This window comes from Bradyrhizobium sp. CCBAU 11361 (genome assembly GCF_028128935.1).
Taxonomy (GTDB): domain Bacteria; phylum Pseudomonadota; class Alphaproteobacteria; order Rhizobiales; family Xanthobacteraceae; genus Bradyrhizobium; species Bradyrhizobium niftali.
The window spans coordinates 172312-196847 of record NZ_LBJZ01000001.1; the positions used below are offsets into that span (position 1 = coordinate 172312).

The window sequence follows — 24536 nt, forward strand, 5'->3', positions numbered from 1 at the left end:
AGGGAGGAGCACAATGTCGAAATGCAGTGTGGGACTGCTCGCGCTGAGCAGCCTGTTTCTTTCGGGCGCGGCGATCGCCCAGGAAAAGATCAAGGTGGGCGTGACCGCTACACTCGAAGGCACCTACACGGTGCTCGGCGAGGACGGCATGCGCGGCCACCAGACGGCACTCAACGTGCTGGGCAAGAAAATCGGCGACAAGGAACTTGAGTTCATCGTCGCGTCAACCGACGCGACGCCGGATTCGGCTGTGCGCGCCGTCCGCAAGCTGATCGAGCAGGACAAGGTGCAGATCCTGCTGTCGCCGCTCTCCGGCGACGAGGGCATCGCGGTGAAGAACTTTGCTAAGACCCATCCCGAGCTGACTTTCATCAATGCGGCGTCCGGCGCCCAGGAAACGACCTATGTCGATCCTGCCCCGAACTTCTTCCGCTACAACATGGACGGCGCGCAATGGCAGGTCGGCCTCGGCAAATACGCCTTTGACGAAAAGAAGTATCGCAAGATCGCGACCGTCGGCGAAGACTACTCCTTCATCTACACCCAGGTGTTCGGCCTCGTGCTCGAATTCTGCGGCGCCGGCGGCCAGGTCACCAACCGGCAATGGGTGCCGCTCGGCACCAAGGACTTTGCTTCCGTCATCGCCGCGCTGCCCGACGATGTCGATGCCATCTATCTCGGACTTGGCGGCGCGGACGCTGTCAACTTCCTCAATCAGTATCAGCAGGCCGGCGGCAAGGCGCATCTGATGGGAGGTTCCATCATGATCGACCAGACCATCCTGTCGTCAAAGGGGAATGCCAAGAACGCGCTGATCGGCACCATCGCGGCGAGCGGCCAAGCCGATACCTGGGAGGATCCGGGCTGGCAGAAGTTCGTGAAGGCCTATCAGGACGCCTTCCCGCCCAACAAGCGCTTTCCAAGCCCGTCACTGCTTGCGACCAACTACTACGGCTCGACGATGGCCTTGATCCTGGCGCTGCGCGAGGTCAAGGGCGATCTCAGCGACAACCAGTCGAACTTCAGGACTGCGCTCGCGAAGATCGAACTCGACGCGCCGAACGGCAAGATCAAGCTCGACTCCAATCGTCAGGCGATCGGCACCAACTTCGTCACCGAGGTCGTCGATGACGGCAAGGGCGCGCTGTTCAGCAAGGTCGTGAAGGTGATCCCGAACGTGAACCAGACGCTCGGATACGATGCGGCCGTGTTCTCGAAGATCGGGCTCCCGAGCCGTAGCGTGCCGGAATGTAAGAAATACTGACGCATCGCGACAGCACACGAGCGGGGAGCGACTTGCTGACGCGGGCGCTCTCCGCTCTTGCAATCTCCGCGGCGTTGTTGAACGCTGGCTGAAAAGACAAGAACATTCGGGAGGGAAGGCATGAGCCGTGCGCTCGCCGTCTTCCACGGCCGCTTCGGTCGGGCGACGGTTTATCAGTTGAACCGCCCTTTCAATATCCACGCCCATCGTGAAGGTCATCTGATCTTCCATGTCGGCGGCATGCCCGCATGCATCGATGTCTGCGCCGGCCACTACGATCTCAGCGAAACCTCCGTCGTTGCCGTCAATCCCTGGGAGCCGCATAATTTTCTGCCGACCGACCTCGACGGCGGCGCGATCTTCTTCGTGCTCTACGTCAATCCCGAATGGTTTGCGCCCGATGCACCGGGCTCCGACCGGTTGCGCTTCGGCCGCACGCAGTTCAAGCGCACCGTCGCGCTCGACAAGCACATCCGGCGGACCGCTGCCTTGGTGTGCGGCGCACCATCGCTCTCCAGCCTCGATTCCGAACTCCGGCGCCTGATCGACATCTGCTACGACGAAAGCTGGCAACAGGCCGAGACCGCGCGCTATCCGCGCGCAAGTGGCTCCGTCACCGATTTTCGCGTGCGCAAATGCATCAAGATGATGTCGGAGAGCCCCGGCGCCGAGATCGAGCTCGACACGATCGCGCGCGAGTCCGGCCTGTCGCGGCCGCACTTCTATCGATTGTTCCGCGTCCAGACCGGCGTCACGCCGAACCTCTATCTCAACACGCTGATCATGGAACAGGCGCTCGAAGCGCTGGTCGCCAGCGAGGCACCGATCGCCGATATCGGCTTCGATCTCGGCTTCTCCTCGCAGAGCGGCTTCACCCGCTTCTTCGCCGCCAATGTGGGGATGGCGCCGACCGACTATCGTCGCGCCGCCAAGGTCTTGCGCGCCTGACCGCCGCGCGAAAAGATACTCACGATCAAACGTCCCTCTCCAAGCCCGGCTAGGATGAGCGCAACGCGATCCCGAGATGGTCGCGACGACGGGAGCGCACGTTCATGGCGAGGCAAGCAGCCGCTGCAAGGCTGTCTGACCTGCATTCGGTGGAGCTTCGGCGCGCGGCCTTCGCAAGCGGGTGGCGCCCATGAGCCGTTTCATCGAACGCCATCCCGTCTGGGCGCTGATCGTGATCATCGCGATTGCCGTCGCGCTCTGGCTGGTCTTCGCAGTCTGGCCGCCGGGCCTTGAGGAGGCGATCGGCCGCAAGCGCGTCTTCCTCAACGCCGTATTCAACGGCGTCACGCTCGGCGGGCTCTACTTCCTCGTCGCGAGCGGCTTCACGCTGATCTTCGGCCTGATGCGCAACGTCAACCTGGCGCACGGCTCGCTCTATCTGTTCGGCGGCTATGTCGGCTACGCCATCAGCACAGCCACTGGCTCCTGGCTCCTCAGCTTCATCCTTGCCTTCCTCCTCACTGCACTGGTCGGCGTGCTGCTCCAGGTGATCGTGTTCCGGCGCATGGAAGGCCAGGACCTCAGGCAGACCATGGTGACGATCGGGCTCTCGATCGTGTTCGCCGACCTGATGCTCTGGGCCTGCGGCGGCGACTTCTACCAGATCCAGACCCCGAGCTGGCTGGTCGGGCCCATGGACCTGCCGCTGATCACGGCGGTGAAATCCTCGGGCGAGCCGGTCTACCTCCGATATCCGGTGGTGCGGCTGGTGATCTTCGCAGCGTCCGTCGTGATCGGCGTCGGCATGTGGCTCGCGCTCAACCGCACCCGGATCGGCATGATCATCCGCGCCGGCGTCGACGATCGCGACATGCTGGCCGCCACCGGCGTCCGCATCCAGCTCGTCTTCGTGCTGGTGTTCGCGTTCGGCGCCGGGCTTGCCGGCATCGCCGGGGTCGTCGGCGGCACCTTCCAGTCGCTGTCCCCCGGCGAGGACATCCGCTTCCTGCTCGCCTCGCTGGTGGTGGTGATCGTCGGCGGCATGGGTTCGATCCCCGGTGCGGCGCTCGGCGCGCTCATCATCGGCCTCGCCGAGCAGCTCGGCTCGGTCTACATCCCGACCTACGCCATCGTCGTGACCTTCCTGATCATGGTGCTGGTGCTGGCGATCCGGCCGCAGGGCCTGCTGGCGAGGCGCTGACATGTCCCTCGCCCACGACGCCCGCGTTGCCGTCCGCCCCGCCACCACGGCGCAGCAGTCCGCACGGGCATGGCCGGAGATCGACAATCCCGCCGCATGGATCGTCGCGGTCCTTCTCCTGATCATGCCGCTGATCGCCAACGGCTTCTTCCTGATCGAGATCTTCGCCACCACGTTGATCCTCGGCACCATTGCGCTGAGCCTGATGTTCCTGGCCGGCTATGGCGGCATGGTCAGCTTGATGCAGCTCACCATCGCCGGCTTTGCGGCCTACATGGTCGCCGTGTTCGGCGTCAGCGCCAACACCAATATCAGCCTCGGCTGGCCATGGTGGCTCGCGGTCCCGATGGCGCTCGCGCTCGCGACCATTTTCGGCACGCTCGGCGGCGCGCTGGCCGTCCGCACCGAAGGCATCTACACCATCATGATCACGCTCGCGATCGGCGCGGCCTTCTATTACTTCACCAACCAGAACTGGGCGATCTTCAACGGCCACACCGGCATCAACACCGTCGCGACGCCGCATTTCTGGGGCGTCAACTGGCGCGCCGACATTCCCTTCTACTACGTCGTGCTCGCGGTCGCCGCGCTGTGCTACTTCGCGGTCGACTACATCTCCCGCGCACCGTTCGGCCTGGCGCTGCAGGGCGTGCGCGACAATCCGCGCCGCATGGCCGCGCTCGGCTTCAACGTCAATGCGCACCGCGTCGCCGCCTATGCTTTCGCGTCCTTCGTCGCGGCGCTCGCCGGCGTGCTCCAGGTCTGGAACTACCGCCAGATCTCGCCGGGCTCGGTCAGCGTCAGCGCCTGCATCGACGTCCTGATCATCGCCGTGGTCGGCGGCATCACGCGCCCGATCGGTCCCTTCATCGGCGCGCTGATCTTCGTGCTGCTGCGCACCTTCGCGCTCGATGTCCTGATCAAGTTCGGGCTCGACGGCAATCGCTTCCGGCTGCTGATCGGGCTCGGTTTCCTCGCCATCGTGTTCTGGTCCTCGGACGGCGTCATCGGCCTGTGGCAGCGCTGGCGCCAGAGCCATCGCCCCACGACGGGCAGTTCGGGCGGAGCGCACGGTCATGGATAGCGTCGCCCAACGCCTCTCCGCCGTCGGCGCCGGCGCCGCGCTCGAGCTGCGCGGCGTCACGCGGCTGTTCGGCGCGCTGGCAGCGCTGACCGACGTCACCATCACCGTGCGTCCCGGCGAGCGGCGCGCCGTGCTCGGCTCGAACGGCGCCGGCAAGACCACGCTGTTCAACTGCATCACCGGCGACTTCCCGCCCTCCTCCGGCACCATCCGCTTCTTCGGCGAGGACGTCACGCACTTCCCGCCCTATGAACGCATCCGCCGCGGGCTGCGCCGGACCTACCAGATCTCGGCACTGTTCCCCGGCCTCACCGTGCAGGACAACGTCTATCTCGCCTGCCGCGGCATCTCGCGCGGACGCTTCTCGTTCCTGCGCTCGGGACAGAACGACGCCCTGATGCACGCCGCCGACAACCTCGTGCAGGCCGTGCACCTGACCGCGGTGAAGGACCAGCGTGTCGCCGAGCTCGCGCATGGCCAGCAGCGCCAGCTCGAGATCGCGCTCGCGCTCGCCGGCGCCCCGCGCTTCGTGCTGTTCGACGAGCCGGCCGCGGGTCTCTCGCCGACCGAACGGCAGGAGCTGATCGAGATCCTGACCTCGCTCCCCGCCCACATCGGCTACATCATCATCGAGCACGACATGGACGTCGCCTTGCGCGTCGTCGAGAGCGTCACGATGATGCACAACGGCCGCGTCTTCAAGGAAGGCCTGCCGCAGGAGATCGAGTCCGATCCCGAGGTGCAGGAGCTTTACCTCGGAGGCGGCCATGAATGAGGTCCGCCGCACAGCCGCCGCGCTCGAGGTCCGCGGCCTCGACGTCTACTACGGCCACTCGCACGCGCTGCAAGGCGTCGACCTCACCCTGGAGAGCGGCGTGTTCTCCGTCGTCGGCCGCAACGGCATGGGTAAGACCACGCTGTGCAAGGCGATCATGGGCCTGGTGGGCGTGAGCGGCGGATCGATCCGCGTCCGCGGCGAGGACATCACACGGCGCTCGCCGGCCCACATCGCCCGCCTCGGCGTCGGCTATGTGCCGCAGGGCCGCCGTCTCTGGCGCTCGCTCAGCGTCGACGAGCATCTGCGCCTCGCCGGCAGCATGCGATCCGGCGCCTGGACCGTCGAGCGCATCTACGACACCTTCCCGCGTCTCGCCGAGCGCAAGGACCATGGCGGCGGCCAGCTCTCCGGCGGCGAGCAGCAGATGCTCGCGATCTCGCGCGCGCTGCTCACCAATCCGCATTTGCTGATCATGGACGAGCCGACCGAGGGGCTCGCGCCCGTCATCGTGGCACAGGTCGAGGAGATGCTGCTGCGGCTCGGCGAGGACGGCGACATGGCCGTGCTCGTGATCGAGCAGAACATCGGCGTCGCTACCGCGGTCTCGCGCAATGTCGCGATCATGGTCAACGGCCGCATCAACCGCATCATCGATTCGGCGCGGCTTGCCGCCGATCGCGAGCTCCAGCAGCGCCTGCTCGGCGTCGGCCTGCATGCGGCGCTCGAGCCGGATACCGACGCGCCCGCTGCCGGCGCCGAGGCGAAGCCGGTCCCGCAGCCGTCGCGGCCGAGCGGGCCGATCCGGATCTACGTCTCCAATCCCACCTTGCCGACGCGCTGGTCGCAGCCGGTCCCGATCGCGCGGATCGAAGCCGCCGCACGCACGCTCTCGACGCAGGTTGCGCGTCTCGACGAGACCGCGCGGCGCAAGCGCGAGCCGGCGACGGCGCAGACATCCGGACCGCCGGTGGTGCTGGTCGTCGGAACGCTCGACACCAAGGGCGCCGAGCTGCGCTTCATCCGCGACATCATCGCGGAGAGCGGCCTGCGCACACGGCTGGTCGACGTCTCCACCAGCGGCAGGCAAGCGAGCTGCGACGTCTCCGCGCAGGAGATCGCGCTCAACCACGGACGCGGCGGCTCGGCCGTGTTCGGCCCGGACCGCGGCGCCGCCGTGACCGCGATGGCGGATGCGTTCGCCAACTGGCTGCGGCGGCAAGGCAATATCGCCGGCGTGATCACGGCCGGGGGCTCGGGTGCGGCATCGCTCGTTGCGCCGGGCATGCGTGCCCTGCCCGTCGGCGTGCCGAAGCTGATCATCTCCTCCGTGGCCTCCGGCGATGTCGGCCCCTATGTCGGGCCCGCCGACATCACCATGATGTATTCGGTCACCGACGTGCAGGGGCTCAACGCGATCTCGCGCGCGGTGCTGTCGAACGGCGCGAATGCCATCGTCGGCATGGTGAAGGCGCGCCTCGATCAGCGCGAGGCCAGGGAGCGCGCGACCGCCGCCAGCCTGCCGTCGATCGGCATCACCATGTTCGGCGTGACGACGCCGGCCGTGCAGAAGATCGCCGCCGATTTGCGCGAGGATTTCGAATGCCTCGTCTTCCACGCCACCGGCGTCGGCGGCCGCTCGATGGAGAAGCTCGTCGAGACCGGCCAGCTCGCGGGCGTCGTCGACCTGACCACGACCGAAGTCTGCGACCTCCTGATGGGCGGCGTTTTTCCCGCCACCGAAGATCGCTTCGGTGCGATCATCCGCACACGCGCCCCCTATGTCGGCTCGGTCGGCGCACTCGACATGGTCAATTTCGGCGCGCCCGACACCATCCCGGAGCGCTACCGCGGCCGCAAGTTCCACGTCCACAATCCGCAGGTGACCTTGATGCGGACCACGGCCGAAGAGAACGAGCGCATCGGCCGCTGGATCGGCGAAAAGCTCAACCAGATGGATGGGCCGGTGCGCTTCTTCCTGCCCGAGGGCGGCGTCTCCGCGCTCGACGCGCGAGGGCAGCCATTCTGGGATCCGGATGCCGACGCAGCGCTGTTCCGCGCGCTGGAGCGGTCCGTGCGGCAGACCGCCAACCGTCAGCTCATTCGTGTCCCCAAGAACATCAACGATCCCGAGTTCGCCTCCACCATCGCAGCTGCGTTCCGAACGCTGTTCGGCCGCGCTGGGGCGCGCCGGCGACTAGCGAGGTGACCGATGGCCCGGTTTGAACGCGCAGCATTATTGAAGCGGTTCCGCGAGATGGCACGACGCGGCGAGCCCATTGTCGGCGGCGGCGCCGGCACCGGCCTGTCGGCCAAATGCGAGGAGGCCGGCGGCGTCGACCTCATCGTCATCTACAATTCCGGCCGCTACCGCATGGCCGGCCGTGGCTCGCTCGCCGGGCTGATGGCTTACGGCGACGCCAACGCCATCGTGCTGGAGATGGCCGGCGAAGTGTTGCCGGTGGTCAGCAAGACGCCGGTGCTCGCGGGCGTCAACGGCACCGATCCGTTCCGCGACATGGACGTGTTCCTCGATCAGCTGAAGGCGATCGGCTTTGCCGGCGTGCAGAACTTTCCGACGGTCGGCCTGATCGACGGCGTGTTCCGCGCCAATCTCGAAGAGACCGGAATGTCCTATGCGCTCGAGATCGACATGATCGCGAAGGCGCGCGAGAAGGACCTGCTGACCACGCCCTACGTCTTCAGCGAGAAGGAAGCCGCCGCGATGGCGATCGCCGGGGCCGACATCATCGTCTGCCATCTCGGGCTCACCACCGGCGGCACGATCGGGGCGCAGACGGCGCCGAAACTGAAGGACTGCCCGGCGCGCATCGACACCTGGGCCTCGGCCGCGCTCAGCGTCAATCCGGACATACTGGTGCTCGCGCATGGCGGGCCGATCGCCGACCCCGCGGACGCGGATTTCATCATGAAGAACACCCGCAACTGTCACGGCTTCTATGGCGCGTCCTCGATGGAGCGACTGCCCGTGGAGCGGGCTCTGACGGAACAGGTACGGCAATTCAAGGCGATCGGCGCACGATAACGCCTTTAAAGTTCGAGGGAGGACAAGATGTCAGGGATACTGGTCGGCGAGTTGATCCTCTGGCTGATCGTCGCGATCATCGTGATCGTCGTCGCGGTCTACATCGTGAACTGGCTCTACCATCGCTCCTCCAAGGAAACCTCGTTCGTCCGGACCGGCTTCCTCGGCGAGCGCGTGGTGATCAACGGCGGCGCTTTCGTGCTGCCGTTCATCCACGACTACACGCCGGTCAACATGAACGTGCTGCCGATGGGCATCGTGCGCTCCCGCCAGGACGCCGTGATCACCCGCGACCGCATGCGCGTCGACATCGAGGCCGATTTCTATGTCCGCGTCCAGGCCACCAAGGAGGCCGTCTCGATCGCGGCCGCCACACTCGGCCGCCGTACCATGGAGCCCGAACGGCTCCACGCACTTCTGGCCGGCAAGTTCATTTCCGCAATCCGGTCGGTCGCGTCCGAAATGACCCTGGAGGAGATGCACGAACGGCGCGGCGACTATGTCGTGCGCGTCAAAACCAATGCGGCGGAGGCACTTGCCCAGAACGGACTCGAACTCGAGTCCGTCGCGATCACCGATCTCGACCAGACCGATCTTGAATTCTTCAATCCCTCGAACCGGTTCGACGCCGAAGGCCTGACCCGCCTGATGGAGGACATCGAGGCCAAGCGCAAGCTGCGCAACGACATTGAGCAGGACTCGATGATCAAGATCCGCTCCCGCAATCTGGAAGCCGAGCGACAGGCGCTGGAGATCGAGCGCGAGAGCGAGACCGCGCGGCTGGAGCAGGAGCGCGACATCGAGATGCGCCGCGCGCTCCAACGCACGGAAGTCGCCCGCGAACGCGCACTGCGCGAGACCGAGGCGGAACAGGCCCAGATCTCCGCGCGCGAGACCATCGAGCGCGCGCGGATCGCCAACGACCAGGCCATTGCCGAGGCCCGCATCGCCTCCGAGCGCGAGACCCGCCAGAAGGAGATCGAGCGGACCCGCACCATCGAGGAAAAGGAGCTGCTCGCGCGCGAGGAGATCGAGAAGACCCGGATCGCCAACCAGCGCGCGATCGACACCACCCGAATTGCCTCCGAGCGCGAGGTGCGCCAGCGCGAGATCGAGCGCATGCGCACCGTCGAGGAAGCCGAGATCGCCGCACGCGAATCGATCGAGAAGGCCCGCATCCAGCAGGACCGCGTCGTCACCGATGCCCGCATCGCCAATGAGGAGGAGACGCGGCGCCGCGAGATCGAGCGCACCCGCGCCGTCGAGGAGGCCGAGATCGCGGCACGCGAGGCCACCGAGAAGGCGCGCATCGCCCAGACCATGACGGTCAATGTCGAGCGCATCTCCTCGGACGAGCGTACCCGTGCCCTGGAAATCCAGCAGGTCCGCACCATCCAAGAGGCCGAGATCGAGGCGCAGCGCGCGGTCGAGGCCGCCCGCATCGCCCGCGAACGGACGCTGGCCGCCGAGCGCATCGCCGCCGAGCAGAACACGCGGCAGCTCGAGATCGAGCGCAACCAGACGCTCGATGTTGCTGGCATCGTCGCGCGCGAGGCCACGGAAGCCTCCCGCATTGCCCAGGAAGAACGGGTGCGCTCGCTGGAGATCGCCCGCAATCGCGCCGTCGAGGAAGCCGATATCGCCTCGCGCGAAGCGATCGAGGCCGCCAGGATCGCGCAGGAGAAGACCGTTGCGGCCGAGCGCATCCAGGCCGAGCGCGAAACCCGCGCGCTCGAGATCGAGCGCACCGGCGTTCTGGAGGCGGCCGAGCTGAAGCGGCGCGACGCGATCGAACGCCAGCGCATCGGCGTCGATCTCGCGCTCGAGGCCGAACGAATCAACTCGTCCAAGAAGCGCGAAGTGCTCAATATCGAGCAGAAGAAGGCGATCGAGATCGCGGACGAGGACCGCGTTATCGCGCTTTCCACCAAGCGCTCGGAACGGATCGACGCCGACCGTCAGGTCAAGCAGGCCGAGATCGTCGCGCGCAAGGACGTCGAGACCACCGACGTGTCGCGCGAGCAGGCGCTGGAAGCGGCGCGGATCGAGCGCCGCCGCGCGATCGAGCAACTCGAGGTCGCCCGCGTCCAGTCGCTCCAGGAGGCCGAGATTGCCGCGCGCGAGGAGGTCGAGCGCGCGCGGATCGCGTCGGATCGCGGCCTGGACGAGGCTCGCATCGGCCGCGAGCGCGAGCTGCGCAAGCTCGAGGTCAACCGCGAGAAGGACGTCGAGACGGTTCTGATGGAGAAGGCCATCGCCATTCATCAGAAGTCGCTGGAAGAATCCGCAGCGCGCGCTGCTGCGGAGGAAGCCCGCATTCATGCGACGGAGGCCACCGAGCGCGTCATTACCGCGCGCGAGAGCGAGATCGCAAGGCGGCGCAAGACGGTCGAGGTGCTGCTCGCCGAGAAGCAGGCCGAGGAGACCCGGATTGCGGCCGACGCCGAGCGCGTCCGCGCCACCGTCGAGGCCGAAGCGCAGCGCATGCTCAACGAGGCCGAGAACGTCCTCACGGATCAGGCGCGCTACTCGCTGTTCCGCCGCAAGCTGCTCGACCGCATCGAGGGCATCGTGCGCGAAAGCGTCAAGCCGATGGAGAAGATCGAGGGTATCCGCATTCTTCAGGTGGACGGGCTCAACGGCAACGGCCATGGCGGCAATGGCGGCCGCAGCGCCACCGACGAGGTGATCGACTCGGCGCTGCGCTACCGCGTCCAGGCGCCGCTGATCGATTCCCTCCTGTCGGATATCGGCGTCGAGGGCGGCAGCCTCGCCAAGATGCCGGGCCTGATCCGCGAAGCCCGCGATATGCAGGGCATCAAGGAGTCCGCGCGCAAGGGCAGCGGTGGCGGCGACAAGCCAGCCGCCTCCCCGCCTGCGACCGAGGGCGGCGGCGAACCGCCGGCCGAGCGCGGGCCGCGGAAGAAGAGCTGAGGATCGCGTTCATGGCCCGCGTCTACGTCTCCACCGTCGTCAATGCCCGCAACGACCGCGTCTGGGCGCGGGTGCGCGATTTCAACGGCCTGCCGAACTGGCATCCCGCGATCGCCGAGAGCCGGATCGAAGGCGGCGAGCCCTCGGACAAGATCGGATGTGTGCGAGATTTTCGCCTGCGCAACGGCGACCGCATCCGCGAGAAGCTGCTCGGCCTCTCCGACTACGACATGTTCTGCACCTATTCGATCCTGGAATCGCCGATGGGCGTGGAGAACTACGTCGCCACCCTGCGGCTCACGCCCGTCACCGACGGCGACCAGACGTTTATGGAATGGACCGCCGAGTTCGACTGCGCGCCGCAGCGCGAGACCGAACTCGTCAACAATATCGGCGGCGGCGTGTTCCAGGGCGGGTTTGACGCGCTGAAGCGCGTGTTCGGAGGTTGACGGTGCCGCATATCGTCAAGAGCACGATCCTGGACGCACCGACCGACGCGGCGTGGTCCGTGCTGCGCGATTTCAACGGGCACGACCGCTGGCACCCGGCAGTTGCGACCTCCACGATCGAACGCGCACAATCCTCCGACAAGATCGGCTGCGTCAGGCGCTTCAAGCTGAAGGACGGCTCCGAGCTGCGGGAGCAGCTCCTGGCGCTGTCCGACCTCGAACAGTCCTTCAGCTACTGCCTGCTCGATACGCCGGTGCCGATGTTCAATTACGTCGCCCATGTCCGGCTGCTGCCGGTCACCGACGGCGACCGCACCTTCTGGCACTGGGAGTCACGCTTCACCACGAGGCCGGAAGACAAGGACCGCATCACCCACATGGTCGCGGAAGATATTTACCAGGCCGGGTTCGAGGCGATCCGGCGGCATTTGAAGGAGGCCGCATAATCATGGCCGTGACAGTGAAGACGTTCAACAGCGCCAGCGAGGCGGCCGGGGCGCTGTCCTCGGACCGTAGCGCGCGCTATCTCGGCGGCGGCACGCTGGTGATGCGCGCGCTGAACGAGGGCGACGTCACGATCTCGACCGTCGTTCGCGCCCACGACCGGGCGCTGACCCGGATCGACGCATCCGGTCCGCGCGTGACGCTCGGGGCCGGCGTCACCTTCGCGCGAATCCTCGCCGAACGGGACCTCGCCTTCCTGCATGCCCCTGCCCGCTCGATCGGCGGTCCCGCCGTGCGCAACATGGGCACCGTGGGCGGTAATCTCTTCGCGCCCAGCCCCTATGGCGATTTCACCGTCGCGCTGCTGGCGCTCGACGCCACCGTCGCCGTGCAAGGCGGCTTTGGCGCGCGCGACATTCCGATCGAAGAGTTTTTGCAGGCGCGCGACCGCCAGGCCGGGACATTGGTGCTGTCGGTGTCCTGCACCCGGCCGGCCAGCAGCGAGGCTTTCCACTATCGCAAGATCGCGCGTATCAAGCCGAAGGGCGGCTCGGTCATCACGCTTGCCGCGCATCTGCCGGTCAGCGGCGGCCGGATCGCGGGCGCCCGCATCGCGCTGGGCTCGATGGCACCGACGCAGATCCGCGCGCGCGCAGCCGAGCGCGCGCTCGAGGGCCGCTCGCTGGATGCCGCGGCCATCGCGGCCGCCGCATCCGCAGCGACCGAAGGAACATCGCCATCCGACAACGCGCTCGGCAGCGCCTGGTATCGCCGCGAGATCGTCGGCATTCATCTGCGGCGTCTGCTGTCCGGCCAGGAATAGATCGTCATGTCCAAGATACCTCTGCAATTTCGTCACAACGGCCGCGACGTCGCGATCTTCGTCGACGGCGGCACCAATCTGCTGGTGGCACTGCGCGAGCTGATCGGCGACATGACGCCGAAATTCGGCTGCGGCCAGGGCGGCTGCGGCACGTGCAGCGTGCTGATCGACGGCGAGCTTCACCTTTCCTGCCTGACGCTGGCCGAGACCGTCGCGGGCCGCGCGGTCGAGACGCTCGACGGCATGAAGCAGGGCCCGAATTTGCATCCGCTTCAACGCGCCTTTGCCGACCATTTTGCCGCCCAGTGCGGCTATTGCACGCCGGGCATGCTGATGGCCGCAAAGGCCCTGCTCGACCGCAACCCCGCCCCGAGCCGCGCCGAGGTGGTCGAGGCGATCTCCGGCAACATCTGCCGCTGCACCGGTTACGAGCCCATCATCGACGCCATCCTCGCTGCTTCCGGCAGCCGAGCGAGTGCCTGAGGATCCCCATCATGCTGGAACTGCGCAAGGACATCTTCGCCGACGAGCGCGACGATAATTTGAAGGAAATCGGCAAGGGGACGCAACGCCAGGACATGCTCGGCCACGTCACGGGCACGTCGAGCTATTTCAACGACCATAAGCTCCAGGGCATGCTGCACCTGAAGGTCGTGCGCTCGACCGAGGCGCATGCAAGGCTCCGCCGTATCGACACCACCGAGGCCGAGCGCTCGGCCGGCGTGCGCCGGATCATCCGCGGCACCGATGTGCCGGTCAATCTCAACACGCTGCTGAGCCTCATCAATTTCGGCAAGGATGACGAGCCGTCGCTGGCGGTGGACAAGGTCCGCTACAAGGGCGAGCCGATCGTCGCCATCGTCGCCGACAGCGAGCGCGAGGCCTTTGAGGCGATCGCCAAGGTCAAGGTCGATTACGAGGTGCTGCCGTCGGTGTTCGACGTCGAGGACGCGCTGAAGCCCGGCGCGCCCGTGGTCAACGAGACCTACCCGAAGAACACATTCACCTATCACGAGGTCTACGATCACCAGCGTTTGCGCTTCGGCGACGCCGATGCGGCGCTCGCCACCGCCGATCACGTGCTGGAGCAGCGCTACCAGATGTCGCCGATCGAGCACGCGCCGACCGAGACCAACGGGGCGATCGCCGCGCCCGACACCAACGGCCGCTACGTCGTCTATACCTCGACGCAGGCGCTGTTCTTCTCGGTCGACACCTGCGCCAAGATCCTGGACGTGCCGTCCAACACCTTCCATTTCATCGGCGGCACCGTCGGCGGCGGCTTTGGCGGCAAGGTGGACACGCTGACCGAGCCGCTCGCGATCCTCGGCGCGATGCTGACGGGACGCCCCGTGCGCTACGTGTTCGGCCGCGAAGAGGAGATGCAATACGGCCCGCCGCGCGGCGCCGAGCGCATCTTCATCAAGGATGGCGTGATGCGCGACGGCCGCATCGTCGCGCGCAAGATCCGCGCCTATTTCGACAGCGGCGCCTATACGCGGCTGTCCAGCTACGCCGCCGTGAAATGCGCCGCGCACCTGCCCGGCCCCTACACCATCCCGAACGTGTATGGCGACGTCTATTGCGTCTTCACCAACCGGACGCCGGCGACCGCGATGCGCGGCTTCGGCGTCACGGCGATGGATTTTGCCATCGAATGCCAGATGGACAAGCTGGCAAACCTCGTCGGCATGGACCCGATGGAGTTCCGCATCCTGAACGCCTATCGCGACGGCGACATGAAGGCGCACAGGCGCGAAGCCAAGAACACCGCGCTGATCGAATGCGTCCAGGTCGCGGCCGAAAAGGCCAAATGGCCGATCCGCGACGAGTTCAAGCGGGCGTCCTCGCGCAAGGACGGTGGCGGCAGCCGCGCCGTGATCCCGCCGACCCCGGCGGATTCGCGCAGCCGGCCGGCGGTGGCCGCGCAGCAGCGCACGACCTATGACCGGCTTCCGCCGACGGTCACCCGCGAACCGCCGCGTGAGCCGCCACCACCGGCGCCGCCTCCCCCGCGGCCCGCTGCGCCCTCGCATGGCGCGACCCGTTTCTCCTCCGTCTTCGGCACCAGGAGGCGCTAGATGACCCGGCATCGCGGACGCGGCATGGCGTCGATCAACTACCCCATCGGCATGAATCTCGGCGGCGACCCCAGCCAGGCGCTGGTGCACTCCAATCCGAGCGGGAAGTTCACGGTGGCGCTGTCGTCGATCGACCTCGGCCAGGGCATGAAGTCGGTGACGCGGCAGATCTGCGCGGAGACGCTGGGCGTGCCGGTGGAGGACGTCTATGTCGACACGGCGGACTCCGACACCGGCCCGCATTGCATGGGCTCGTTCGCCTCGCGCGGCACCCACCGCGTCGGCAACGCCGTGATGGCCGCGGCCCGCGAGGCGCGCGGCGTGATGATGGAGGCCGCCGCCGAGGAGCTGGAGGTCAACGCTGCCGATCTCGAGACCGACGGGCGCGGCAACATCCACGTCAAGGGCGCGCCGCACCGCTCGATCTCGACCAAGGACGTCGCGATCGCCGCGCAGTTCAAGCAGGGCAAGACCATCTCCGGCCGTGGCATCTTCCTCGTCCCTCTCTCCAATGTCGATCCGGAGACCGGCGAGATGTCGCCGGCAACCTGCTACGCCCATGCCTGCCTGGTCGCCGAGGTCGAGGTGGACGACGAGACCGGCGAGGTCGCGATGGTGCGCATGGACTCCGCTTACGAGCTTGGCCGCGCGCTCAATCCGCGCCTGGTCGAGCAGCAGCTGGTCGGCGGCGCCTGGATGGGCGTCAGCCATGCGCTGTACGAGACGCCGGAACCCTACTATCCCGATCCCGTTCACGGACCCCGCGATTTCGTCGAATATCTGATGCCCGGCCCCGGCGATATCTGCCCGCACGACATCGCCGTGCTGGAGCGCCCTGCGCCGGATGGTCCGTTCGGCGCCAAGGGCCCCGGCGAGATGTGCGCCAATCCGGTGTTGCCGGCCGTTGCCAACGCGATCTTCAACGCGGTCGGCGTCCGCATCGACGATCTGCCGATCACGCCGGAAAAAGTGCTGCGCGCGATCAAGACGCAGGGCGGCGCGCGACCGCAGGCACGGCGCTAGAGGACTTGGAATGGCGGTCCGCAGCAACATCGTCGGCATCGACAGCCCCGAAGCGCTGGAGAAGGCGCTGCGCGCGGCCTATTACCTCGCCGACGAGGGGCTCGCGACCGCAGCCTATCTCGGCCTCGCCCTCGGCAAGCCCCTGCTGCTCGAAGGCGCGCCGGGCGTCGGCAAGACCGAAGCCGCGAAAGCCATCGCCGCCGTGCTGGGGCGGCGATTGATCCGGCTGCAATGCTATGAGGGCATCGACGCCTCCGCTGCGCTCTACGAGTGGAACTACCCGCGGCAGATGCTGGCGATCCGCCAGGCCGGCGACGAGAGCATCGACATCTATGGCGAGACGTTCTTGATCGAACGGCCGATGCTCGCCACGCTGCGCGCGCCCGATTCCACCGTGCTGCTGATCGACGAAATCGATCGTGCCGATCAGGAGTTCGAGGCCTTCCTGCTCGAATTCCTGTCCGACTTCCAGATCTCCATCCCCGAGCGCGGCACGGTCCGCGCGGCGGAGCGCCCCGTCGTGGTGTTGACCTCGAACCGGACGCGCGACCTGCACGAGGCGCTGCGCCGCCGCTGCGTCTATCACTGGATCGACTATCCCACGGAAGAGCGCGAGGCGCGCATCGTGATGCTGCGCGCCTCCAGCGTCGCGGAGGCGACTGCGCGTGCCGTCGTCGCGGCGGTCGGCAAATTGCGGCGCGAGCCGCTCAGCAAGGCGCCGGGCATTGCTGAAGCCGTCGACTGGGCCGAGGCGGCAACCTTGCTGCACAAGGGCGGCGCGCGCTGGCCTGATGCCTTCAGGCGCTCGATCGGCGTGGCGCTCAAAGACGAGGAGGACTTGCACTTCATCTCGCCCCGGCTCGACGCGATGCTTGCGGAGGCGACCGCATGAGTGTCGAACTGCAACTGCCGCAGGCGGCGCGCGTGTTCGTCTCCTTCGTCGCACTGCTGCGCGCCAACAGCTTTGCCGTCGCGCCGGAGCAGACCACCATGTTCCTCACCGCGATCGAGCTGCTCGGCCCGCGCGACCTCGGCGATATCCGCCAGGCGGCGCTGGCCACCCTCGCCCCACCGCCCGAGCGACGCGCGACCTTCGACCGGCTGTTCGACCTCCATTTCCGTGGCAGCGAAGCCATCACGCGCGATGACGACGGCGAGGACGACGAGACCGTCCGGCTTCAAGAGGAAGGCCGCGGCGACGAGGAGCCACTGCTCTCCGACGACGCCAACGAATCCGGCCTCGCCGCGACCCGCAGCGAGGCGCTGGTCGAGCGCCGCTTCGCGCAACTCTCTTCGACCGATGCGCTCCGCCGCCTGACCCGCGAAGCGCCACGGCGTCTACCCAGGCGGCGCGGCCACCGGCGCAGGCAGGCGCGTCGCGGTCCCTTCGCCGATCTCCGCCGCACCTTGCGCGACTCCGTGCGCAGCGACGGCGAGGTCCTGCGTCTCAGACACCTGAAGCGCAGGCAGCGCCCGCGAAAATTTCTGCTGCTGATCGACGTCTCGGGCTCGATGAAAAGCCGCACCGAGGAGAACATGAAGCTCGCTCACGCGCTGGTGCAGGCCGCGCCCAATGTCGAGGTCTTCACCTTCGGCACGCGCCTGACCCGCGTCACCCGCGCGCTACGGATGAAGCGGCGCGAACAGGCGCTGAATGCAGCCGCCCATCTCGTCAGCGACTGGGACGGCGGCACCCGGATCGGCGATGCCCTGCAAGCCTTCCTCGCGGTGCCCAGGTTCGGCGGCTATGCGCGCGGGGCGGCCGTCATCGTCGTCTCGGACGGGCTGGAGCGCGGCGCACCCGAGGCGCTGCGCGACGCAGTGGCGAAGCTGTCACGGCGGGCCTGGCGCCTCAGCTGGCTGACGCCGCTCGCGACGAGCCCGGGCTTTCGCCCACAGACCGAAGCGCTCGTCGCCATCGAACGCTTCGTCGACGATCTCGTCGACGGCGGGTCGAGCGCGTCGATCGTCGCGCACGTGCTGGCACTGGGACGTAGGAGAGTTGCGTGACCGAGATTGTCGACGGGCATCATCACATCTGGCGGCAGGCGGACCTGCCCTGGCTGATCGGCCCCATGCAGCCCCGCATCTTCGGACCCTACGAGCCGATCCGGCGCGACTATCCGATCCAGGAATATCTCGACGACCTCAACGGCACTGGCGTCACCCGCTCGGTCTATGTCCAGACCAACTGGGCCGTTGACCGTTTCGAGGACGAGGCGGCCTGGGTGCAGCAGACCGCGGACGCACATGGCTGGCCCCACGCCATCGTCGCCTACGCCAATTTCGCCGTCGACGACGTCCGCCCGCAGCTCGACCGCCTCAAGCGTTATCCGCTCCTGCGCGGCGTGCGGATGCAGCTGCACTGGCACGAGAACCCGCTTTATCGTTTTGCCGCCCGGCCTGACCTCTGTCTCGCCCCCTCGATCCGCCGCAACATCGGACACCTCGCCGACTACGGCTGGAGTTTCGACCTTCAGGTGTTCACCCCGCAAATGCCGGGCGCCGCCGACCTTGCCGAGGCCTGCCCCAAGGTGACGTTCATCCTCCAGCACGCCGGGATGCTGGAGGATCTTTCGCCGGCAGGCCGCGCGGCCTGGCGCGCGGGAATGGCACGCCTCGCCGCATGTCCCAACGTGGTGTCGAAGCTGTCCGGGCTCGGCACGTTCATTCACCGCAACGATCCCGCGCATATCGCGGCGGTGCTGACCGACACGGTTGCGACGTTCGGCGCCGGGCGTTGCCTGTTCGGATCGAATTTCCCGATCGAGAAATTGTGGACCAGCTATCGCGAGCTCATCGACGCGTTTCGCGCGGCGGCCGCTCCGCTGAGTACCGAGCAACAGGACGCGATCTTCCGGACCACCGCAGCGCGCGTCTATCGGCTTTGACGGACAAGAAACGAGACAGGGAGAGACACGGATGGCGCTGGAGATCAAGATCCTGGACTATGGCGATATCGAGCTGGAATCGAGCTTTCTGGTTCTCGGCCGCGATTGCGGCCGCACCCGCCGCGTCCTCACGCTCGGCTTTCTGATCCTCGGCGGCAAATATCCTGTCGTGGTCGACACCGGCTACCGCTCCAACCAGATCATGGAAACGCTGGGCATGCGCGGGCTGCAGTATCACGAGCACATGATCGAGAACCAGCTTGCCCGCCATGGCGTGCGCATGGGCGACGTGCGCTTCGTCTGCCACACCCATCTGCACATCGACCACGCCGGCAAGGACGATCTGTTCCCGATGAACACGACCGTCGTCCTCAACCGCAAGGAGCTGGAATATTCGGTCTCCGGCCTGATGCATCCGCAATATCCGGCGCCCGACATCAAGCACCTGATCGACCGCCTGCACACCAAGAGCGCGCTGCGTTTCCTCGACCTGGAGATCACCGGCCCGATCGAGCTGATGCCCGGCGTCTATTGCGACGCCGCCAACGCCCACACCGAGGGCTCCATGAACATCATCGTCGAGACCGCCGATGGCATTGCCACCATCTGCGGCGACGTGATCTACGATTTCAACGACCAGATCGTCACGCCGTTCAACGAGATTCACGACTGGGAGCCGCGGACGACCGGCAACCACGGCACCAGCAAACGCGCGGAGAAGGCCTCGATCAAGAAGCTGCTGAGCAATTCGCGCTATCTGCTGCCGGTGCACGACAGGCCGGCCAAGATCGAGGGCGGCATGGTCGTCGGCCGTCTGCACGACCAGGTCCCCGGCCCGATCGTGCAGTCACTGCCCCCGCGCAACTGGTTCCCGGCCTGACGCTTTTATTCACGCATGATCCTTTCGGAAAACCGCTCCACACTTTTCCGGATCATGCTTCCGAGGATCGACCGATGACACATGTCACCTTGCGAAGTGAGTTCGAGACCTTGATCGATCCCTATGCGCCGGTCGCGCAGGTCGGAACGGGCTTTGACTTCACGGAAGGCCCGATCTGGCATCCTGTCGATTATTACCTCCTGTTCTCGGACATGCCTGGCGACGTTCGCCGGCGTTGGGACCTGCGGCGCGGCGTGACCGAGGTCAAGCGCCCGTCGAACAAATGCAACGGCATGACCTATGACGCCGAGCTCAACCTGATCGTCTGCGAGCACGCCACCTCGTCGCTGATCCGCGAGCGGCCGGACGGCCGGCGGGAGGTGCTGGCCTCGCATTTCGGAGGCCAGGAGCTCAACAGCCCCAATGACGTCTGCGTGCACTCCTCGGGCGCAATCTATTTCTCGGATCCCTGGTACGGCCGCATGCCGGTCTATGGCGTCGAGCGGCCGCGGCAGCTCGGCTTCCAGGGCGTCTATCGCGTCATGCCGGGCGGCGAGCCGAAGCTCGTGGTCGAGCGCAATCTGTTCGACCAGCCGAACGGGCTGTGCTTCTCGCCCGACGAACGGCTGCTCTATGTCAACGACACCGTGCAGGCCCTGATCCGCGTGTTCGACGTCAACGCCGACGGCACGCTCTCGAACGCGCGCGTGTTCGCAAGCGGAATCAAGTCCGAGCTCGAGCCTGGCCTGCCCGACGGCATGAAGTGCGACCAGCACGGCAATATCTGGGTCACCGCACCCGGCGGCGTCTGGGTCTATACGCCGCGCGGCGAACTGCTCGGCAAGGTTCGTGTGCCCGAGCTCGTCGCCAACCTCGCCTGGGGCGGGCCGGATTTCCGCACGCTCTATCTGACCTCGACGCATTCGGTCTATGCCATCCCGACCAAGGTGGGACCGCGCCACGAGCCCTATATGAGCGGCAAGCGCGGCGGCGGCGCAAGCGCCGGCCCCGCGGCCGCAGCGCCCATCCTCACCGACGGCGAGATGCAGCTCGATCCGCAGCGCTGCGCCATGATCATCCAGGACCTTCAGAACGACGTCATCATGGATGGCGGCGCATTCGCCGAGTCAGGCGCGCCTGCTCACGCGAAGCAGCAGCATGTCATCGAGAATGTCCGGCGTCTTGCCGAGGCCGCGCGGGCGCGCGGCGTCGCCATCATCCATGTCTGGTTCGTGGTCGAGCCCGGCGCCCCCGGCGTGACGCTGAACGCGCCGCTGTTCGAGGGTCTGGTCGACAGCAAGGCGATGGTGCGGGGCAGCTGGGGCGCGGCGCCGGTCTCGGGCCTCGAGCCGCGGCCCGGCGATTTCGTCGTCGAGAAGATGCGGATGAGCGCCTGGGAGGGGACGCGGCTGGAGACGATCCTGAAGGCCACCGGCCGCGACATGATCATCAACACCGGCGCCTGGACCAACATGTCGGTCGAGCACACCGCGCGCACCGGCGCCGACAAGGGCTATTTCATGATCGTGCCGGAGGATTGCTGCTCGACCATGAATGCCGACTGGCACTCCGCCTCGATCAACTTTGCCATGCAGAACGTCGCCATCGTCACGCGTGCGGATGCCGTCATCAGAGCGCTGGGATGAGCGGTGGCAAAGCTCCTGCACCTCTCATGCTCGCCGCGTCCCGACTCGGAGTCGAGCGCCGGCGCGCGCGTCTTCCTTGACGGATTTCGCGAGGCGCGTCCCGACTGGGACATCGATGTCATGGATCTCTGGCGGGAGCGGATGCCGGAGTTTGCGGGGCCCATTGTCGAGGCCAAATATGCCCGGATGAAGGCCCAGGCTTTCGACGACGCCCAGCGCGACAGCTTTGCCGAGGCCGAGCGCATGGCGACGCGCCTGTCGCTCGCCGAGCGCGTGCTGATCTCGACGCCGATGTGGAATTTCGGCATCCCCTACAAGCTCAAGCAGTGGTTCGACATCATCGTCCAGCCCGGGCTCACCTTCCGGTTCGACCCGGCGACGGGATATGTCCCGCTGCTAAAGGACCGGCCGACCATCGTCATCCTCGCCAGCGGCAGCGACTTCGTCACCGGAATGAATCGCGGCCGCACCGACATGGCGACACCCTATTTGCGCGAGGCACTGCGCTTCATTGGCATCAGCGACGTGCGCTTCGTGCCGATCGGGCCGACCACCGGCCCGGCGGGCCCGATCCTCGCCGCGCGCGAGACGGCGTATCGACGCCTCGGGGAGATCGCCACATGGTTTTGATCGATTGGTGCCGCGTTACGCTAAGCGATTGCGGGCTTCAACGCTGCGGCGGGATCAGCGCACGCAGGATGTCCGGCTTCCAGGCCTGCCGCGCGCTGTCGAAGGCCGCGAAATCATGGTCGAATTGCCAATAGGCCCATGACCAGCCAAGCCTGTCGGCGCTTCCTGCCATGAACGACAAATATCTCGCGCGGCTGTCGGATGGCGCACGCTCATACACCCCGAATTCGCCGAGATAAACCGGGCGCTTCTCCTTCTGCGCCCAGAGATCCATCTTCCTGAAGTCAGCGGCCGCCTTCGCTTCGTCGTCCGGACTGCCCCAATCCAGCGGTCCGATCCGCGAAAACGTCGAAGACCACGGCGCGCCCTGATGCGTGAATCGTATCGGCGCGTAATAGTGAAACGTGACGATGAGGTTCCTGTCGTCGGCCGGCAGCGCGAGGTCGTCGACGGGGATGTCGTCCGTGTTGAGAACCGCGGCAATGACCGGCCGCGCCGGATTGGTGCGGCGGATGATCTCAAGACATTCGTTGAGGAGTGAATTCCAGTCGGCGGACGTCATTTGCCCGCCGGGCTCGTTCAGGACCTCGAAGACCAGCGCGGGATATTTTCCGGCATAGCGCTCGGCGATCTGCCGCCAGAGCGCCCTGAGCTTCTCGCCACATCCGGAAACGTCGCGTTGGCAAACATGAGTGTCGTGCTCGTCAACGACCGGAATGAGGTTCCTTGCGAGGACTTCCTCGATGACGGCATCCAGCCGCCTCAGAACGATCTCGTCCAGGACGTTTCCCTCGCCCATGAACTTGAAGCCGAAGAAATTGATCCTGACGTGCGAAAATCCGGCCTTCTTGATTGCGGTGAGATTATCCAGGCGGAACGGCGCGTTCCGGCCGCCTTCCCAGATCCCGTCATAGCCGAGAATATTGATGCCGCGCCCCAATTTCGGCAGGTCACGGGACGCCGCCTGCCCGGCGCCATGGGCATGGAAGCAAGACGACGCGAGGAAAAAAGCCGTTGCCGCAACATTGAAGCTTCTCGTCCAGCGAGCGCGGATGGCTCTCATCTTGCTTCCATTCGTTGAGACTAGAAATCGGTCTGCGGCACAGGCCTGCACGTCGCAAAGAAGAACGCCACCAGCAGCACCGACGTGAACATCGTCGAGCGAAGGAACGTCGTCTCGGTAAAGTTGGTCTGAAAGCTGAGAGCGACAAATCCGATGATGAGCGCGCAGTGCGACCGGTCGATCGCGCGGGCCGTAATCAGATGGAGAACCTTGTTCGAGAACAGAAGGACGCTCGCGGCGAAAAGCGTGTAGCCGAGAAACCCCGTCTCCATCAGGATCGCGATATAGCCGCTGTGATAATTATCCAGCACCCAGCCGTGGTTCTGTTCGAAATAGTCGTAGATCGACGGAACCGTCCAGAAGCCGTTGATCCCGAAGCCGAGCAGCGGTGCGTCATCGAAATGGCTGATGGCGTAATGCCAGATGAACGTCCGCTCGGTCAGATCGATGGACGCGTCACCGACATGGATCGCGTCATACCCTGTCGCGTAAAAATAGAAGATCAGCGCGCCGGCCAGCAAGCACATGACGAACGGCAGGAGCGCATAGATTCTCATGCAGGTGACCGACCACATCGAGGTCACCAGCAATGCACAGGCGGCCAGGGCAACGGCACCGGCGCCTCGCGATTCCGACGCGAGGACACATGTGGACGCCAGAAGGAACACCAGGAGGAAAGCCGACCACCCCTGCCCCTTCATCTTCAGATAGCAGGCGAAGAACATCAGATACGCGCCGACGAAACCGAGGGTCTGCTTCGATTCATAGACGCCTTGCCATTGACCGTTATGCATCCAGCTGTGGTCTATCCCGATATCGGGCACGGCGAGCGCACAGAAGGCCGATGCGGCCACCAATATGAAAAGCCCAAGGGCCGTGGCCCTGACGACCTCGTCCATGTCGATGCGCGTGATGAGACAGAATGCGCCGAAGGTCGTCATCGCGAGCGCCAGGCTCTTCATGATGGCAGCAGCGTTCAGGCTGGTCCAGAACACCGAAGTGACGGCGAAGGCGTAGAATGCGACCAGGACGATCAGATCGGGATTGAACTGCAAACGCAGCCGCGGGCGCACGAACGCGCTGGCATAGATCAGGACGCCCCACATCAGGATCGCGACGGCCTGCTGCAGATAGGTCAGCTCCGCCGGCAACAGCGCGGTATTGAAGGTGCCCATCGACGCGACGACGTTGATGGTGATCGAACAGCCAATCGCGGCCCTGGCAATCCTCTCAACGCCAACGCTGCGCGTCTTCCAGATCGCGCTCCCGGGAGCCCCGGAGTCCACCTTGGTCTGTAGGCTGGCCATGAATTGACCTTCCTTAAACGCGGTTAATTATTTGCTAGCGCGGCCAG

General features: G+C 66.2%; 22 protein-coding genes. 20 read left to right on the top strand and 2 right to left on the bottom strand.

All coding sequences use genetic code 11. The features are described from left to right. The first annotated feature begins 13 nt into the window (after positions 1–13). From XI08_RS00755 to XI08_RS00850, 20 genes are all read left to right on the top strand, one after another. The gene (locus tag XI08_RS00755; RefSeq protein ID WP_271572927.1) at positions 14–1264 is read left to right on the top strand and encodes an ABC transporter substrate-binding protein; all 1251 of its coding nucleotides are present in this window, start codon (positions 14–16) and stop codon (positions 1262–1264) included. Between the two features lie 120 nt (positions 1265–1384). Continuing rightward, a complete protein-coding gene (locus XI08_RS00760; RefSeq protein WP_271572928.1) occupies positions 1385–2212 on the top strand; it encodes a helix-turn-helix domain-containing protein in 828 nt (275 codons plus the stop codon). Between the two features lie 190 nt (positions 2213–2402). After that, the gene (locus XI08_RS00765) at positions 2403–3413 is read left to right on the top strand and encodes a branched-chain amino acid ABC transporter permease (protein ID WP_135172790.1); all 1011 of its coding nucleotides are present in this window, start codon (positions 2403–2405) and stop codon (positions 3411–3413) included. A 1-nt stretch (position 3414) separates the two neighbouring features. Then, positions 3415–4497: a branched-chain amino acid ABC transporter permease gene (locus tag XI08_RS00770; RefSeq protein ID WP_271572929.1), complete on the top strand. Its 1083-nt coding sequence runs from the start codon at positions 3415–3417 to the stop codon at positions 4495–4497. Then, positions 4490–5272, top strand: a complete 783-nt coding sequence (locus tag XI08_RS00775; RefSeq protein ID WP_271572930.1) for an ABC transporter ATP-binding protein — start codon at positions 4490–4492, stop codon at positions 5270–5272. The genes XI08_RS00770 and XI08_RS00775 overlap by 8 nt, the downstream gene beginning before the upstream one ends. Next, positions 5265–7481, top strand: a complete 2217-nt coding sequence (locus tag XI08_RS00780) for an ABC transporter permease (protein WP_271572931.1) — start codon at positions 5265–5267, stop codon at positions 7479–7481. The genes XI08_RS00775 and XI08_RS00780 overlap by 8 nt, the downstream gene beginning before the upstream one ends. Before the next feature lie 3 nt (positions 7482–7484). Then, positions 7485–8318, top strand: coding sequence for a phosphoenolpyruvate hydrolase family protein (locus XI08_RS00785; protein WP_271572932.1), 834 nt, complete (start codon positions 7485–7487; stop codon positions 8316–8318). 27 nt (positions 8319–8345) lie between these two features. Continuing rightward, entirely contained in the window at positions 8346–11252 is a 2907-nt protein-coding gene (locus XI08_RS00790) for a flotillin family protein (RefSeq protein WP_271572933.1), read from the top strand. A gap of 11 nt (positions 11253–11263) precedes the next feature. Continuing rightward, positions 11264–11701: an SRPBCC family protein gene (locus XI08_RS00795; RefSeq protein WP_271572934.1), complete on the top strand. Its 438-nt coding sequence runs from the start codon at positions 11264–11266 to the stop codon at positions 11699–11701. Positions 11702–11703: 2 nt separating this feature from the next. Next, positions 11704–12147 (top strand): SRPBCC family protein, encoded by a 444-nt coding sequence (locus tag XI08_RS00800; protein WP_027548903.1) that lies wholly within the window; start codon positions 11704–11706, stop codon positions 12145–12147. Between the two features lie 2 nt (positions 12148–12149). Next, positions 12150–12968, top strand: a complete 819-nt coding sequence (locus XI08_RS00805) for an FAD binding domain-containing protein (protein ID WP_271572935.1) — start codon at positions 12150–12152, stop codon at positions 12966–12968. A 6-nt stretch (positions 12969–12974) separates the two neighbouring features. Next, positions 12975–13451, top strand: a complete 477-nt coding sequence (locus tag XI08_RS00810) for a (2Fe-2S)-binding protein (RefSeq protein WP_027548905.1) — start codon at positions 12975–12977, stop codon at positions 13449–13451. Positions 13452–13462: 11 nt separating this feature from the next. Continuing rightward, positions 13463–15049, top strand: a complete 1587-nt coding sequence (locus XI08_RS00815) for a xanthine dehydrogenase family protein molybdopterin-binding subunit (protein ID WP_271572936.1) — start codon at positions 13463–13465, stop codon at positions 15047–15049. Beyond that, on the top strand, positions 15050–16072 hold the full coding sequence (locus XI08_RS00820) for a xanthine dehydrogenase family protein molybdopterin-binding subunit (RefSeq protein WP_027548907.1): 1023 nt from the start codon (positions 15050–15052) through the stop codon (positions 16070–16072). It abuts the gene before it with no gap. Between the two features lie 10 nt (positions 16073–16082). Then, positions 16083–16964 carry an AAA family ATPase gene (locus XI08_RS00825; protein WP_271572937.1) on the top strand — a complete coding sequence of 294 codons (882 nt, stop codon included), beginning with the start codon at positions 16083–16085 and terminating at the stop codon, positions 16962–16964. Next, entirely contained in the window at positions 16961–18082 is a 1122-nt protein-coding gene (locus XI08_RS00830; RefSeq protein WP_271572938.1) for a vWA domain-containing protein, read from the top strand. The genes XI08_RS00825 and XI08_RS00830 overlap by 4 nt, the downstream gene beginning before the upstream one ends. Beyond that, positions 18079–18963, top strand: coding sequence for an amidohydrolase family protein (locus tag XI08_RS00835; RefSeq protein WP_271572939.1), 885 nt, complete (start codon positions 18079–18081; stop codon positions 18961–18963). Before XI08_RS00830 ends, XI08_RS00835 begins: the two co-directional genes overlap by 4 nt. A 31-nt stretch (positions 18964–18994) precedes the next feature. Then, a complete protein-coding gene (locus XI08_RS00840; protein ID WP_011086154.1) occupies positions 18995–19843 on the top strand; it encodes an MBL fold metallo-hydrolase in 849 nt (282 codons plus the stop codon). Positions 19844–19917: 74 nt separating this feature from the next. Then, complete coding sequence (locus XI08_RS00845; protein WP_271572940.1) at positions 19918–21489, top strand: isochorismatase family protein; 1572 nt, start codon at positions 19918–19920, stop codon at positions 21487–21489. 3 nt (positions 21490–21492) lie between these two features. After that, entirely contained in the window at positions 21493–22119 is a 627-nt protein-coding gene (locus tag XI08_RS00850; RefSeq protein ID WP_135172780.1) for an FMN-dependent NADH-azoreductase, read from the top strand. A gap of 37 nt (positions 22120–22156) precedes the next feature. Here XI08_RS00850 and XI08_RS00855 read toward each other — a convergent pair whose 3' ends face one another. Together XI08_RS00855 and XI08_RS00860 are read right to left on the bottom strand one after the other, a co-directional pair. After that, positions 22157–23182 (bottom strand): glycoside hydrolase family 5 protein, encoded by a 1026-nt coding sequence (locus tag XI08_RS00855; protein ID WP_271572941.1) that lies wholly within the window; start codon positions 23180–23182, stop codon positions 22157–22159. A gap of 20 nt (positions 23183–23202) precedes the next feature. After that, complete coding sequence (locus tag XI08_RS00860) at positions 23203–24489, bottom strand: O-antigen ligase family protein (protein WP_271572942.1); 1287 nt, start codon at positions 24487–24489, stop codon at positions 23203–23205. Positions 24490–24536 lie beyond the last annotated feature (47 nt).

Coding starts and splice junctions, on each gene's coding strand:
- XI08_RS00810 (WP_027548905.1), top strand. CDS start 12,975: ATGTCCAAGATACCTCTGCAATTTCGTCACAACGGCCGCGACGTCGCG.
- XI08_RS00830 (WP_271572938.1), top strand. CDS start 16,961: ATGAGTGTCGAACTGCAACTGCCGCAGGCGGCGCGCGTGTTCGTCTCC.
- XI08_RS00805 (WP_271572935.1), top strand. CDS start 12,150: ATGGCCGTGACAGTGAAGACGTTCAACAGCGCCAGCGAGGCGGCCGGG.
- XI08_RS00815 (WP_271572936.1), top strand. CDS start 13,463: ATGCTGGAACTGCGCAAGGACATCTTCGCCGACGAGCGCGACGATAAT.
- XI08_RS00785 (WP_271572932.1), top strand. CDS start 7,485: ATGGCCCGGTTTGAACGCGCAGCATTATTGAAGCGGTTCCGCGAGATG.
- XI08_RS00780 (WP_271572931.1), top strand. CDS start 5,265: ATGAATGAGGTCCGCCGCACAGCCGCCGCGCTCGAGGTCCGCGGCCTC.
- XI08_RS00770 (WP_271572929.1), top strand. CDS start 3,415: ATGTCCCTCGCCCACGACGCCCGCGTTGCCGTCCGCCCCGCCACCACG.
- XI08_RS00765 (WP_135172790.1), top strand. CDS start 2,403: ATGAGCCGTTTCATCGAACGCCATCCCGTCTGGGCGCTGATCGTGATC.
- XI08_RS00860 (WP_271572942.1), bottom strand. CDS start 24,489: ATGGCCAGCCTACAGACCAAGGTGGACTCCGGGGCTCCCGGGAGCGCG.
- XI08_RS00790 (WP_271572933.1), top strand. CDS start 8,346: ATGTCAGGGATACTGGTCGGCGAGTTGATCCTCTGGCTGATCGTCGCG.
- XI08_RS00845 (WP_271572940.1), top strand. CDS start 19,918: ATGACACATGTCACCTTGCGAAGTGAGTTCGAGACCTTGATCGATCCC.
- XI08_RS00775 (WP_271572930.1), top strand. CDS start 4,490: ATGGATAGCGTCGCCCAACGCCTCTCCGCCGTCGGCGCCGGCGCCGCG.
- XI08_RS00760 (WP_271572928.1), top strand. CDS start 1,385: ATGAGCCGTGCGCTCGCCGTCTTCCACGGCCGCTTCGGTCGGGCGACG.
- XI08_RS00795 (WP_271572934.1), top strand. CDS start 11,264: ATGGCCCGCGTCTACGTCTCCACCGTCGTCAATGCCCGCAACGACCGC.
- XI08_RS00825 (WP_271572937.1), top strand. CDS start 16,083: ATGGCGGTCCGCAGCAACATCGTCGGCATCGACAGCCCCGAAGCGCTG.
- XI08_RS00820 (WP_027548907.1), top strand. CDS start 15,050: ATGACCCGGCATCGCGGACGCGGCATGGCGTCGATCAACTACCCCATC.
- XI08_RS00855 (WP_271572941.1), bottom strand. CDS start 23,182: ATGAGAGCCATCCGCGCTCGCTGGACGAGAAGCTTCAATGTTGCGGCA.
- XI08_RS00755 (WP_271572927.1), top strand. CDS start 14: ATGTCGAAATGCAGTGTGGGACTGCTCGCGCTGAGCAGCCTGTTTCTT.
- XI08_RS00840 (WP_011086154.1), top strand. CDS start 18,995: ATGGCGCTGGAGATCAAGATCCTGGACTATGGCGATATCGAGCTGGAA.